This window comes from Arsenicicoccus dermatophilus (genome assembly GCF_022568795.1).
In the GTDB taxonomy this organism is placed as follows: domain Bacteria; phylum Actinomycetota; class Actinomycetes; order Actinomycetales; family Dermatophilaceae; genus Arsenicicoccus; species Arsenicicoccus dermatophilus.
The window spans coordinates 265,397-278,782 of sequence record NZ_JAKZHU010000001.1; the positions used below are offsets into that span (position 1 = coordinate 265,397).

Consider the following 13,386-nt stretch of genomic DNA (forward strand, 5'->3'; position numbering starts at 1 on the left):
CTGCGGCCGGCCGGCCCTCAGACCCGAGGCCTGCTCCTGGACTCGCACAGTCGGATGAATCCGCCCAGCTGCAGCAGCTGCTCGGGCGTCGTGGGGGTGAGCGACGTGAGGTTGGCCGAGCGGACCACCACCGCGAGCCACTGGGCCCGGCTGATGGCGACGTTGAGACGGTTGCGGTTGAGCAGGAAGTCCGCCCCGCGCGGCAGGTCGGCCAGCGCCGACGCGGTCATGGACATGATCGCGACCGGGGCTTCCTGCCCCTGGAAGAGATCCACCGTGCCGACGCGCACGTCGCGCAGCCCGGCCCGGTCGAGGGCGGCACGGATCGTCCCCACCTGCGCGTTGTAGGGCGCCACGACCACGAAGCCGTCCTCCGCCAGCGGGGTCGCCGGGGCATCCGCCGCAGGCCGCCAGGACCGGCCCAGCAGGGACTGCACCACCCGCACGACCTCGTCGGCCTCCTCGACCGAGGACACGGCGTTGTCGTGGTGGTCGACGGTCACGACCTGCAGACCGGGGTCGACGCCCTCCAGCGAGCGGCCCAGCGTGGCCACCTCCTGCGAGCGCAGCCGCCCGGCATACGACAGGTGGGAGACGGGCTCGCAGACGGCGGGGTGCATCCGCCAGGTCCGCTCCAGGAAGTAGCCCAGCTCGGGCGGGAGCGTGTCGTGCCCTGCCGACAGCCAGCCGAGGGCCGACTCGTCGATCGGCTCGGGGTGGATGCCCTGGGAGACCTGGGGCAGCTGCCGCGGATCGCCCAGGAGCAGCAGCCGCCGGGTGGCCCGGGCGACGGCGAGGGTGTTGGCGAGGGAGTACTGCCCCGCCTCGTCCACCACCAGCAGGTCGAGCTCGCCCTCGTCGACGGCGTTGAGGTTGCAGTAGTCCCACATGGTCCCGCCGATGACGCAGCCCGCCGCGGCGTCCCGGTGCTCGTCGAGGAAGGTGCGCAGGGCGCGCGTGTCCTTCAGCGGTGTCCAGGGGGCGTCCTCCTGCCGGGTCTTGGTCTTGCCGACCTGGCGCGCGTCGACGCCGACGGCGACCACCCGGTCCAGGACGTTCTCGACCACGGCGTGGGACTGGGCGACGACACCGATCCGCCAGCCGAGCCGGACGAGCGCGGCGATCACCCGCGACGCGACATAGGTCTTGCCGGTGCCGGGCGGCCCCTGCACGGCGAGATAGCTGTGGTCGAGCGCCTGCACGGCGGCGGTGATCGCGGCGACCGCGTCACCGTCGACCACCGGCGGCAGGGCGTCGAGCCCGCTCAGACGCGGCGGGCGACGGCGCAGGATCTCGATGCCGGGGTGCTCGGGCAATCCCTCGCGCCGCACCTGCTGGGCGAGGTCGAGCAGGGCCTCCTGCACGGCCTTGACCGGGGGCGGGGGACCCACGGTGAGAGCGACCGGGAGATCGACGTACGCCTCGCAGCCCTTGGCCAGCCGCTCCTCCAGGGTCAGCCGCACCCGCCCGCCCGCCACCGGCTCGGCCTCGGTGACGGTCAGCGAGGAGGTCGTGCCCATGGCCTCGGGGCTCGGCTGCTGCAGCCCGTCGGGGACGGGCGGGGGATAGAGCAGGTAGCCGCTCGCACCCTCCGTGAAGGGCATCCCCGGCTCGTGGCGGCCGACCGCGGAGAGGACGCGGCGCAGCGAACGCCTGCCCGGGGGCTTGCCCCAGTCCTCGACCACCTCGACCCGGTCGACCACGAAGGCATCCCGGGAGACCGGCCAGTCGTCCAGCGCCGACTGGAGCCGGTCGAAGTGCGCCCACCAGAAGGGCTTGCTCTCGCGCTGGTGATAGCCGACCGCCGCCCCCACGAGCGCGATCGCGTGGTCGTCGTCGCAGCGGTCCTCGGCCGGCCCTGCGAGGGCGGCCAGCGCCTCCGCGACCTCGGCGCGCGGGTCGACGAGCGCGTCCTCCTCGTCCTCGGGCAGTTCCTCCAGCCGGCGGGGCTCCCGCGCGGCGACCCCCGCGTCCCGCATCAGCTCGAGCAGCCAGTCCCGCAGCCGCAGCGTCGACACGCAGTCGTACTCGTTGTAGTCCGCGATCGCCTGCAGCAGCCGGTCGGCCTCGGCCCGGTCGCCGCGGGCCCGCGCCTCGCACCACCGGTGATACTCGACGATCGAGTCACCCGCCGTCGTCACGTCACCGCCGCGCAGCTGGTCACCCATGTAGAGCGGCTCGAGCTTCTTGATCGAGTAGGACGGCTGGGAGACCCGGATCGAGCGCTTGACCACCTGGTAGAGATCGACGAGGATGCCCTCGCGCAGCAGCCGGTCCACCGCCTCCTCGCCCGCCCCGTGCCGACCGGCGAGCTTGAGCAAGGCGGTCCGCTCGTAGGGCGCGTAGTGGTAGATGTGCAGGCCCGGGTGGTGGGCGCGGCGCTCCTCGACGTACGCCAGGAAGTCGAGGAGGGCGGCCTTCTCCTGCGCGCGGTCGTGCGCCCAGAAGGGCCGGAAGGTGCCGTCCGTCTCGACCACGCCGAAGAGGTACTCCAGGCCCTGGGCGTCGGTCTCGTCCCCGGCCCACAGCGGGTCGCCCTCGAAGTCGAAGAAGATGTCGCCCTCGTCCGGGGCTGGGATCGCGCTGATCGCCTCCGGCGTGTGCACCTCGACCGAGATCTGTCCCGCCGACCCGTCGGGGGGCGACTGCAGCACCTGGAGGCGGGCCTGGGCCTGGAGCTTGTCGAGCGTCGCCCGGCCCAACCCCTCGACCGGCCCCTCGTGGCGGGCCAGGTCGTCGATGGTCCGCACGCCGGCCGCCAGCAGCCGCTTGCGCTGCGTCGCCCGCACCCCCGCCACCAGCAGCACGTCCCGGTGCGCCGCGACCTCGGTCGAGCAGACGTCACAGCTGCCGCAGGCGCTCACGCCCGGCTCGCCCCAGGCCAGCGGGGCGACGGCGGCGACGCGGTCGGCCACGAGCCCGAGCAGGTGGCGCCGCCGCTCGGCATACACCGCCAGCAGCTCGGCCACGGGATAGGTGGGCCGGGAGCGGTCCCCCAGCACCAGGGTCACCCGGTCCGTCGGGTCGACGCCGCCGCGCCGGAGCTGGTCGGCGTAGGCAGCGAGCTGCAGCAGGGCCGTCACCTTGGCGTGCCGGGCGAGCTTGGTGTCGTGCACCTCGTAGGCCGGACGGTCCGGCTGCCACCCGTCGGCCCGGACCAGGAAGTCGGCGAAGCCCATCAGCTCGCCGTCGTAGAAGCAGCCCTGGTAGACCACGGGCACGCCCTCGCGCATCGCCGCGAAGGTCGCCTCCCGCGCCTGCACCAGCTCCTCGTGCGTCGGCCGGGGGCGAGGGATCTCGCGCACCCCCGCCTCGCCGTGCACCCGCAGCCAGCGCTCCAGCTCCAGCTGCTCGTGGGCGTCTCCGAGCTGCGCGAGCTGGGCCATCATCGGGTCGGGGACGGCCTCGGGGGCGGGCAGCCGGCCGAGCCGCACGTCCAGGTCCCGCAGCAGCGCCAGCTCGCAGGCCGAGGCCCGCGTCAGGTCGCTGGCGCTGATCACGAAGCGGTCGTCGATCCGGTGCATGAGCCCTCCCAGGTCCGTGGTCCGCACCCTAGCGACCCGCACCGACAGACCCCGGGCGGCGGCACGGGAGCCACGGTGCCCGGTCCGTGGGAGGCGGTGCCTGCGGGTCCACGGGAGTCCCGGTATGACGGCGCCTGCTCGCCGGACGCCCGTCATGGACGTCCTCGTGGTCGCAGGCGACGGTGCGGCCCCGGCCCGAGCCGTGTGCCGATCCCCCGCCGCGGACCGTTCCCGGTCTGCGGCGGGGCGTCGGCGTGCGACGGTCAGATCACTCGACGAACGTCGTGGTGGCCGGGGGACGCTCACCCACGACGGTGAAGCGGACGGTGTCGGTGTAGGTGCGGCCGTGACGGTCCGTGCCCTTGACCGTGGCCGTGTGCGTGCCGTGGGCGAGGGAGCGAGGCAGCTCCAGGCGCCAGATCGAGGTGCCGTCCTGCGGCACGTTGCCGGTCGCGGACAGAAGGTTGGCGTTGGCACCCGCCACGTCGGCGAACTCCCACCCGGTCCGGAGCTTCTCGCCCTTGGCGGGCTGCGTCGGCCGGGCCAGGCGAGGGGCGCCGCCGTCGAGGGCGATCTCGACCGTGGCGGCGGTGCTGGCCGCCATGAAGTTCGCGGAGACGTAGGTCTTGTCCGCGAGGACCGCATCGGTGACGACGCCGAGGTTGCCGAGCTCGGGGCCAGCGCCCTTGGCCGGGTTCTTGTCACCGCGCCAGGCGAGACGCCTGGCGGCCCAGCCGCGCCAGGAGGGGGAGTTGATGCCCAGCGAGAAGCGATGGGACCACGGCTCGTTGCGCACCTTGTAGCTCTCGACGTACTCCTTGCCGGCGAGGCTGATGGTCAGGCTGCCGGGGCGGACGCCGCCCTTGCCGATGGCGTAGGGCAGGCCGTGCTGGTCCAGGTTGCCGGAGTGCCAGTCACCGGAGATGGTGCCGGTCACGATCTGGTGGAAGGGCAGCGACTCGATTCCCTCGGCCGCCCACTCCGCACGCCGGTCGCCGGGGAGCAGGTTCTCCATGGTGTGGGTGTGGCCGCCGATGAGCAGGGTGTTCTCGGCGGTGCGTCCGGCGGCCTTCAGGACCTCGAAGACCTCCTTCGCGTCCTGCGTGCCCGTGTTCGTGTAGTGCACGAAGGGCGCGTGGGCGTTGATCACGACCAGCGTGGTCGCCGGGACCGTGGCCAGGTCCTTCTTGAGCCACTCGAGCTGCTGCGCGTCCAGACCGGTCGTGTACCCGCCGCTCCTGGCGTTCGGGACCGCACCGTTGTAGAGCACGTCGTCCAGCCCGATCAGGTGGGCCTGACCCACGTCGTACGAGAAGTACGCCGGGCCGAACTGCTCGCGGAAGGTGTCGAGGCTGCCCTCGTCGTCCTTGGCATCGAAGTCCATGTCGTGGTTGCCGGCGATGGCGCGGATGGGGCCCTGGACGTCGCGGTAGATGTCCTTGACCGGGGCGTTCAGCGCCAGGTCGTCCCACACGTTGTCGCCGAGCAGCATGACGCCACAGCCGCCGAGGTCCTTGCGGGCCACCAGCTCACGCACCGGGCCCTCCTTGGCGTAGTGCACCTCCTTGAGGTTGCGGGGCTGCGTGTCGGAGGCGATGGCGCAGTTCTGGGAGACCTTGGCGGTCGCCGTGGACGTGACCATGGGGAAGTTCACGGCCTTGGGCAGCGCACCGGTCGGCCGCACGCCGCCGAACTTCAGGGTGGGCGACCCGGCGGGGAAGTGGTTGTAGGAGAACTGGGCGATGTTGTCCTCGTCGACCGGCACGGCGTAGCCCGCGGGCTGGGTGACGAAGGCGGTCATCCGGTCGAAGGCGGGCAGCGCGTAGGCGCCACGGGCGTCGGTCGTGACGACGTCGCGGCCGTTGGAGACCCTCACGCCGGAGATGCCCCGCTCGCCCTTGTCCTTGACGCTGTCCCTGTCACGGTCGACGAAGACCGTGCCGCGCAGGACCGTGGGGTCGGCGGCCTTGCCCCGGACGACGTCGACGTGGCCGCGGTAGTCGTCCCGGACGGTCTGGGCCTTCTTCTCGGGGTTGACGGGAGGTGTGGTGGTGGCCGCGGCCTGGACCGGCAGGGCGGGGGCCGCCGCGAGGCCGACGAGGGGGAGCAGCGCTGCAGCGATCCGGACGGGTGCGTGACGCATGACCTTCTCCTGTGCGTGGGGGACGAGCGGGCGGTGGCCCGCTCGTCCCCCACCGTGGGGTCCGGCACTGAACTCCGGGCGGCGACGACGCCATGGGGAGGTGTCCACCGGTGGAAGCCGCGATCCGTATCGTCGTGGCTGCCAGTGACCTTCGCCGGCGAGCGGGGACCGCAGCCCGCCCTCGGGCCTCAGGGGAGCAGCCGCGCCAGCAGGTCCGCCGCCTGCGCCACCGGGTGGGTCGCCAGGTGGGCGGTCACCGTGATCTCGGTCCACGACCAGCCGGGCACGTCGGCGGCGCGCCACCGGTCGGGCACCACGACCTTGGTCTCCTCCATCACCGCGGCCGCACGCTCCCGCACCTCGTCCGGCGAGCCCGGGACCCAGGCTCGGAAGGCCAGCGAGCGCACGTCCTGCGGGCGGGTGAGCAGCCCCCGCTCGTCCAGCGCGACCGCGAGATCCTTGGCGTACGCGTGCAGCTCACCCATCCGCGGCAGCAGCGTGTCCAGCCCGTGCAGCGCGGCGAGCGCCAGGGGGTATGCCGTGAAGATCGTCCCGCCCAGCCGCCGGCGCCACAGCCGCAGCTCGTCGGCGGCGTCCTCGTCGCAGCCGACCGCCGCGCCCGCCATACCCCCGAGGCCCTTGTAGAACGAGACATAGGTGGAGTGCGCCGTCCGGGCCAGGTCGCTCGGCTCGCAGCCCAGACCTGCCGCGGCCTCCCACAGCCGGGCCCCGTCCAGGTGCAGGGCGATCGAGCGCTCGCGGCAGGCGGCGGAGAGCATCCGCAGCTCGTCGAGATCCGGGACCAGGTAACCGCCGTCGCGCAGCGGCACCTCGACGAGCACGGCGGCCACGTGCCCGGGCACTGCCCGGACGTCGTCGGCCGTGGGCGTCCGCGCGCCGGTCGTCAGGTGCACCACCTCCAGGTCGTGCAGCAGCCGCGGCCCGTCCTCCTCGTGGACGAGCAGGTGGGACAGGTCCGGCAGCGCCACCCGGCGACTGCCGGTGCGGTCGCACCAGGTCCGCAGGGCGGCCTGCTGCGCCATGATCCCGGAGAGGAAGAACACCGCCGTGTCGGTGCCCAGCAGCTGCGCGACCCGCCGCTCCAGCTCGGCGACCGGGCCGCCGTCGCCATACACGTCCTGGTCGCCGGAGTCGGCCTCGGGCAGCGCGGCGAGCGCGCGCAGCTCCTCGGCCATCGTCGTGCGTGGGCGGGGGAGTGCGTCGGTGCAGGCGGCGCGGGCCGCGGCCACGCGTTCGTCGAGAGTCATCAGGTGCTCCTCGTCAGTAGTTCTGCCAGGTGAGGGCCGACTCGTCGCCCTGGGTGAGCCAGCGGGGGCTGCCGGCAGGTGCAGCAGCGGGCGCCCGCACGGGAGGACGGATCCCACCCGAGCCGTTCGGGGGCGAGGGTGGCCAGGGCCTCGGCCCCCTCGGTGCGGAAGCGCTCGTCGGCCTCGTCATGGGGCCATCATCGCGGCCCGCGGACGGGCCGGGCGCCGGGGAGGCGACTCCCCGGCGCCCGGCCCAGGAGGGGGGTCAGTCCTGCTCGGACCCGATGTTGACGCTCCAGGTGACTCCGAACCGGTCGGTGAGGTCGCCGTAGACGTCGCCCCAGACCTGCTTCTCGAGCGGCTGGTGCACGGTGCCGCCCTCCGCCAGGCCGTCGAACCAGCTGCGCAGCGTCGCCTCGTCCCGGCCCCACAGACACAGGCTGGTGCCGCCACGGACGACCTCGTCGCCGGGACGGGTGGAGTCGGCCGCCATGATCGTCCAGCCGGCCTCGGTGTCGAGCTGCCCGTGCATGACCCCCTCGGCCGGCATCCCCGGCACCTGCAGGTCGCCGAAGCGGGTGATGCGCAGGTCCCCGCCGAGGACGGAGTGCCAGAACTCCAGGGCCTCGGCGGCGTTGCCGTCGAACGCGACGTAGGGGGAGAGACGGTTGGTGGTCATGAGCGGCCTGCCTTCGGGTCGTATGACGTGACGCCGATCACCCTAGGGGCACCGCTGCGCTCCCGCCCGGCAGCCGCCGGACGGGAGCGCAGACCATGGACGCGAAGCGGACCCCCGGTCCGGCGCGACCCGCTCAGGCGGCGTCGGCGGCGTCCGGGTTCTGCGCCCACAGGTCGGGACCGAAGACCTCGTAGCCGATGTCCGACGCGGGCACCCCCTTCGCGATCAGCTGACGGCGCATGGCCTGCATGAAGGGCAGCGGTCCGCACATGAACACCTTGGCGCCCGAGGGGATCTCGACATCGGTGAGGTCCATGCGGCCCTCGCGGGCGGGAGCCTGCGCGCCGGTCTCGTACCAGATCTGCGTCCGGACGTCGGACATCTTCTCGGCATACTCCTGCAGCGTCGTGAAGAGCGCGTGCGTGTCCTGGCCCTTGTCCGCGTGGAAGGCGCGGACGGTGCGGCCCGGCTGGCGCTGCGACAGGTCCTCCATGATCGCCGCCATCGGGGTGATGCCGATGCCCGCCGAGACCAGCACCAGCGGCGCGTCGGTGTCGTCCAGCACGACGTCGCCCGAGGGCAGGGAGACGTCCAGGACGGTGCCCACCTGCGCGTGCTCGGCCAGCCAGGTGGAGACCTGGCCGTCCGGGACGCCCTCGGCGCCGGTGACCCGCTTGATGGTCAGGCGGAAGGCCGTGCCGCCGGGGACGCCGGAGATGGTGTACTGCCGCGGCTGGCGCTCGCCGCCGGGCAGGTCGATGCCGAGGGCGACGTACTGACCGGTGCGGTGGGCCGGCAGCTCGCCCTCCTGCGGGCGGATGACCAGCGAGAACGCGTCCTGGCCCTCCTCGGTGCGCTCCTGGACGACGTACCTGCGCCAGGGCTGCTCGGGGTCGACCCCGCCGAGGGCGTAGAGCTTGGCCTCCTCCGCGATCAGCTGGCAGGCGAAGAGCCAGTAGACCTCGTCCCAGGCGCCGGCGATCTCGGGGGTGACGGCGTCGCCGAGGACGTCGCCGATGGCCCACATCAGGTGGTGCCCGACGATCGTGTACTCCGTCGCCTTGATGCCCAACGACACGTGCTTGTGGGCGATGCGCTGCATGATCGGCGTGAAGTCGGGTGCGTCCGGGTCGATCAGGTTGACGGCATAGGCCACGACCGAGGCGGCCAGCGCCTTGGGCTGCTCGCCGACGGCCTGGTTGGCCTTGTTGAAGACCCGCATCAGCTCGGGGTGCGCCGCGAACATGTGGGGGTAGAAGCGGCTGGTGATGGTCTCGGCGTGGGCGGCGACGACGCCGGCGGTGGCCTTGACGACCTCGGTGGACTCGGGTGACAGCACGGGGACTCCTTCGCAGGGTGCTATTAAGAGGATTTAGTGGATCCTCGGTCACGATAGCGCGGGTGGCTGGACATGCCCACCGCAGACCGGGCGACGCTGCCCAGGTGGGTCCGGTGGTGACCTCGTCGCCGGGCCGGGGCGCCGTGGCCAGCCTGCGGTGCGGCGGGCTGCTCGCCGCGGCCGTGTCCGCGGCCCACCGCCCCTCGTCGCGCGAAAGCGCTTGTGGTCCGGGCAGACTGAGCGGGTGACCAGCTGGGACGACCATCCGGACGTGGCGCGCCTGCGGGCGGCCCGTCCCTCCCGCACCGCCGACCGGATCGCCGCCGTCTGCCACCCCGGCTGGTGCGTGACCGTGACGCTCCTGATCGTCTCGGTCCCCTCCTGCCGGTCCTGGTGGCAGGGGCTGCTGTGGGCGACCCTGGCCGTCGTGGTCTGCGTGGCGCTGCCGCTGCTGTGGCTGCGCGCGCAGGTGCGGACCGGCGCGGTCCTGGACCACCAGCTCGTCGTCCGCGAGCAGCGGAGCGGGCCGCTGCTGGTGGCCGCGGCCTTCGTCGTCGGCGGGCTCACCCTGCTGTGGCTGCTGGGGGCGCCCGCCGCCGTGGTGGCTCTCGTCCTCGCCATCCTGGCCGGACTCTCCGCCATGAGCCTCGTGTCCTGCTGGCACAAGGCGTCCTTCCACGTCGGGGCCCTCGCGGGCATGACCTCGGTGCTGTCGCAGACCTTCGGGCGACCGGCCCTCCTGGCGCTCGTGCCCCTGCTCGCCCTCTGCGGGTGGGCGCGCGTGCGGGCAGGGCGACATACCCTCCTGCAGGTGCTCGTGGGCCTGGTGGTCGGCTCCGTCGCCACCGGCGTGACCTTCGCCCGGGCGATCGGAGGTCTGGCCGGCTGACCGGGTCGGGGGACAGCAGCAGACCCGGCCCGGACCCTCAGGTCCGAGCCGGTCTGCTTCATCTGGTCGGGGTGACAGGATTTGAACCTGCGGCCTCGTCGTCCCGAACGACGCGCGCTACCAAGCTGCGCCACACCCCGTGATGACTGACAGAGAATAGCCGACAAGAGCCCTCGGCCACCAATCCGCCGGTCAGGAGCGCGCGACCAGCGTCAACAGGGTCGCCTCCGGGCGGCAGGCCAGACGCACCGGGGCGTATGGCGAGGTGCCCAGACCGGCCGACACGTGCAGCCATGCCGCCTGGTCCGGGGCCTGGCTGTCGGGGGCGTTGTCGCAGCCCTCCCACCAGCGCGAGAGGCCCTTGACCCGCTGGCGCCCGAGGTCGCAGTTGGTCGCCAGCGCGCCGTAGAACGGGACGCACACCTGGCCGCCGTGGGTGTGCCCGGCGATGACCAGCGAGGCCCCGTCCCGGGTGAAGGCGTCCAGCACCCGCAGGTAGGGCGCGTGCGCCACCGCGACGGTGAGGTCGGCCGCCGGGTCCGCGGCGCCCGCCACCTCGGCATACGCGTCCCGGCCGATGTGCGGGTCGTCCACGCCGACGAGCTCCAGCTCGCGCCCGGCGACGGTGAGCGCGCTGCGACGGTTGTTGAGGTTGACCCACCCCGCGGTCTCGAAGCCGGCGACCAAGTCGCCGGTCGGCAACGCCCGTCGCTCGCCGGTGGACCGGGCGTAGTCGGCGGTGAGGTAGCGGAGGGGATTCTTGGGCCGGGGGGCGAGGTAGTCGTTGCTGCCCATGACGAAGGCCCCCGGCAGCCCGAGGAAGGGCTCCAGCGCCCGCATCGCGAGCGGCACCGCCTGCGGGTGGGCCAGGTTGTCGCCCGTGTTGACCACCAGGTCCGGCTCGAGCCGGGCCAGGTCACGGATCCACCCGATCTTGCGCTCCTGCCCGGGCACCAGGTGCATGTCCGACAGGTGCAGGACCGTCATCGGGGCCTGCCCGGTGGGCAGCACGGGCGCCGTCGCCCGGCGCAGCGTGAACGCCTGCCGCTCGATCAGCGAGGCGTAGGCCACGGTGGCGGCCCCGGCCGCCGTCAGTCCGGTGAGGGTGCGCGCGAGAGTGTTCATCGCCTCCATGCTCGCAGATGCGGCGCCCGGGCGGCGGTCCACCGGCGCAGGTCCGCGGTATGACGCCGCCGGGCCCCGGACCGTGTGGTCCGGGGCCCGGCGGTCACCGCGTGGGTGCCTCACCGTCAGCCACGGCGTGGGGCGGGGGTGGTCGGCTGGGCCGGGTCCGCGGGCTGGGCCGGGTCTCCCGGCTTGGCCGGTGCCGGCGCCGGGTTGACCACCGGGCCGAGCGCGAAGTGCCGGACCGGCTCGTCCTCGTGGGCAGCCTGCATGATCCCTCGCCAGATCGGCCCGGGGATCAGACGGCCCTGGGTCTTGGCGAAGTAACGCTTGTTGCCCCGGACGTCGTGCAGGGTGACCCGCTGCCAGGAGTTGTCGTTGGTGTCCGGGGTGCCGGCCCACACCGCGGTGGCGTACTGCGGGGAGGCGCCGACGAACCAGGTCTCGTTGTCCGAGTCGGTGCCCGTCTTGCCCAGCGAGGGCCGCCCGAACTGCATCTCGCGACCGGTTCCGGTCGTCATCACGCTCTGGAAGATCGCGGCGGCCCGGTCGGCGACGTGCTTGGGCAGGACCTGGCGGCACCCGGGCAGCTTGAGGTTGACCTTCTTGCCGTTGGCGTCCACCACCGACTCGACCGGCAGGTTGGGGCACAGCTTGCCGCCGTTGGCGATCACGGCATACATCTGCGCCATCGTCTCGGGGCTGGTGTCCGTGCTCAGGAGCAGCTGGTTGGGGATCAGCGACAGCGGCTTGCCGTCGACCTTGCCCTCGGGCGCCTTGCGGGTGGAGGTGTGCATGCCCATCTGCAGCGCGGTGTTGCGGATGTTGCAGGTGCCGATCTCGTGCGCGAGCGCGACGAAGGCGGTGTTGATGGAGTTCTGGGTGGCGTGCGCGAGGGTCTCGGTCGGGCTGGGGTCGTCGCCCTCGGCGTTGCGCGGCGCCCAGGGCTTGCCGACGAAGCTGCAGGGGTCCTGGAACTCACCGCCACGCCACGGCGCTCCGGCGGGCCGGATGCCCTTGATGACGTAGTTGGCGTCCTTGCCCTGCTTGAGCGCCTCGACCACCGGGAAGAGCTTCATCGTCGAGCCAGAGCTGAACCCGCCCGAGGCACCGAACTTGAAGTCGGCGGCCCAGTTGACCTGCGTCTTGCCGGTCTCCCGCCGGCCCGTCGCCGTGTAGGCCGTCGACTGGACCATCGACCGGATCTTGCCGGTCCCGGTCTCCACGGTGGTGGCGGCGGCGCCGTACCGCTTGCCGTTCGCGTCGTAGTCCTGCGGGGAGATGATCCGGCCCATCGAGGCCCGGGCCGCGGCCTGCAGCGACGGGTCGAGGGTGGTGATGATGCGGTAGCCGCCGCGCTCGATCCGGCCCTCCCGCTCGCCCGGCTGGGAGCCGAAGGCCGGCTGCATCTTGAGCCAGGTCAGCACGTAGTTGCACCAGAAGGGCTCGCTGGACCCGTCGCAGTTGCGCTTGGCCGGGTCGGTCTTGACCAGGCCGAGCGGGGTCTTCCTGGCCGCGGCGTACTGCTTGGCGTCGATGGCGCCGTACTTGTGCATGGCCGCCAGCACCTGCTGACGACGCGCCAGCGCGGCCTTGGGGTTGTGCACCGGGTCGTTGGCACCCGGCGACTGCACGATGCCTGCGAGGGTCGCGGCCTGCGGGATCGTCAGCTTGGCCGCGGTGGTGCCGAAGTAGTGACGGGCCGCAGCCTCCACGCCGTACTGCTTGTCGCCGTAGTAGACCAGGTTGAGGTAGTTGGTGAGGATCTGCTCCTTGGTCATCTGCTTCTCGACCTGGACGGCGTACTTCAGCTCCTGGAGCTTGCGCGCCGGGGTGACGGCCTTGGCCGCCTTGGCGGCCTCGTAGTCGTCGCGGTAGAGCGCGGCCGTCTCCAGCGTCACCTTGACGTACTGCTGGGTCAGGGTGGAGGCGCCGCGGGCGGTGCCGCCGACCAGCGCACCGCCGAGGGCGGACCCGATGCCCTGCAGGTCGACGCCCGCGTGCTCGTAGAAACGGTGGTCCTCGATGGCGATCTGGGCCTTCTGCATCCACGGCGAGATCGCCTTCAGCGGCACGATGATCCGGCGCTGGTCGTACAACGTCGCGATCACGGTGCGGCCGTCGGAGGCGAGGATCTCGGTCTGCTGCTGCGGCACCACGGGGGCGAACTCGGTCGGCAACGAGTCGTAGACCGCCGTGCCCGACTTGACGACGGTGCCCACGAGCGCGGTGGCGGGGATCAGCAGCCCCGCGCCGAGCACACCCCCCACGACGGCGACGGCGAGGAACGCCGTCAACAGGCTCATCACCGTGGGTATGGCTCGTAGTCGTCCCTGCTTCATGGCGCCAGCCTACTTTTTTTCCTGAGACCCGTAACCCAGGGGTCGTGCGCGCGTTTACAGCACGAGAACGGCGAGAG

At 72.7% G+C, this 13,386-nt stretch carries 8 protein-coding genes and 1 tRNA gene; 1 reads left to right on the plus strand and 8 read right to left on the minus strand.

Annotated elements, in window-relative coordinates; translation table 11 throughout:
• Window positions 1-17: 17 nt before the first annotated feature.
• The 5 genes from MM438_RS01250 to MM438_RS01270 form a co-directional block, all read right to left on the minus strand.
• Complete coding sequence (locus MM438_RS01250) at window positions 18-3,524, minus strand: TM0106 family RecB-like putative nuclease (protein WP_241449789.1); 3,507 nt, start codon at window positions 3,522-3,524, stop codon at window positions 18-20.
• Between the two features lie 268 nt (window positions 3,525-3,792).
• The gene (locus tag MM438_RS01255; RefSeq protein WP_241449791.1) at window positions 3,793-5,667 is read right to left on the minus strand and encodes a calcineurin-like phosphoesterase C-terminal domain-containing protein; all 1,875 of its coding nucleotides are present in this window, start codon (window positions 5,665-5,667) and stop codon (window positions 3,793-3,795) included.
• Between the two features lie 188 nt (window positions 5,668-5,855).
• A complete protein-coding gene (locus MM438_RS01260) occupies window positions 5,856-6,935 on the minus strand; it encodes a threonine aldolase family protein (protein WP_241449793.1) in 1,080 nt (359 codons plus the stop codon).
• 265 nt (window positions 6,936-7,200) lie between these two features.
• Window positions 7,201-7,614, minus strand: coding sequence for a VOC family protein (locus MM438_RS01265; RefSeq protein WP_241449795.1), 414 nt, complete (start codon window positions 7,612-7,614; stop codon window positions 7,201-7,203).
• Between the two features lie 133 nt (window positions 7,615-7,747).
• The gene (locus tag MM438_RS01270; RefSeq protein ID WP_241449803.1) at window positions 7,748-8,953 is read right to left on the minus strand and encodes a globin domain-containing protein; all 1,206 of its coding nucleotides are present in this window, start codon (window positions 8,951-8,953) and stop codon (window positions 7,748-7,750) included.
• Between the two features lie 244 nt (window positions 8,954-9,197).
• Between MM438_RS01270 and MM438_RS01275 the strand changes: the two genes are divergently transcribed.
• Window positions 9,198-9,842, plus strand: coding sequence for a hypothetical protein (locus MM438_RS01275; protein WP_241449805.1), 645 nt, complete (start codon window positions 9,198-9,200; stop codon window positions 9,840-9,842).
• Between the two features lie 63 nt (window positions 9,843-9,905).
• On the opposite strand, the gene MM438_RS01280 is transcribed toward MM438_RS01275, so the two are convergent.
• The 3 genes from MM438_RS01280 to MM438_RS01290 all read right to left on the minus strand — a co-directional run bounded on the left by MM438_RS01280 (window position 9,906) and on the right by MM438_RS01290 (window position 13,309).
• Window positions 9,906-9,982 (minus strand) — tRNA-Pro (locus tag MM438_RS01280).
• Window positions 9,983-10,034: 52 nt separating this feature from the next.
• On the minus strand, window positions 10,035-10,967 hold the full coding sequence (locus MM438_RS01285) for a metallophosphoesterase (RefSeq protein WP_241449807.1): 933 nt from the start codon (window positions 10,965-10,967) through the stop codon (window positions 10,035-10,037).
• Between the two features lie 125 nt (window positions 10,968-11,092).
• Entirely contained in the window at window positions 11,093-13,309 is a 2,217-nt protein-coding gene (locus MM438_RS01290) for a transglycosylase domain-containing protein (protein ID WP_241449809.1), read from the minus strand.
• Window positions 13,310-13,386: the final 77 nt, after the last annotated feature.

Excerpts from the sequence above, each read along its gene's own strand:
- MM438_RS01250 (WP_241449789.1), bottom strand. The coding sequence starts at position 3,524 with ATGCACCGGATCGACGACCGCTTCGTGATCAGCGCCAGCGACCTGACG.
- MM438_RS01255 (WP_241449791.1), bottom strand. The coding sequence starts at position 5,667 with ATGCGTCACGCACCCGTCCGGATCGCTGCAGCGCTGCTCCCCCTCGTC.
- MM438_RS01260 (WP_241449793.1), bottom strand. The coding sequence starts at position 6,935 with ATGACTCTCGACGAACGCGTGGCCGCGGCCCGCGCCGCCTGCACCGAC.
- MM438_RS01265 (WP_241449795.1), bottom strand. The coding sequence starts at position 7,614 with ATGACCACCAACCGTCTCTCCCCCTACGTCGCGTTCGACGGCAACGCC.
- MM438_RS01285 (WP_241449807.1), bottom strand. The coding sequence starts at position 10,967 with ATGAACACTCTCGCGCGCACCCTCACCGGACTGACGGCGGCCGGGGCC.
- MM438_RS01290 (WP_241449809.1), bottom strand. The coding sequence starts at position 13,309 with ATGAAGCAGGGACGACTACGAGCCATACCCACGGTGATGAGCCTGTTG.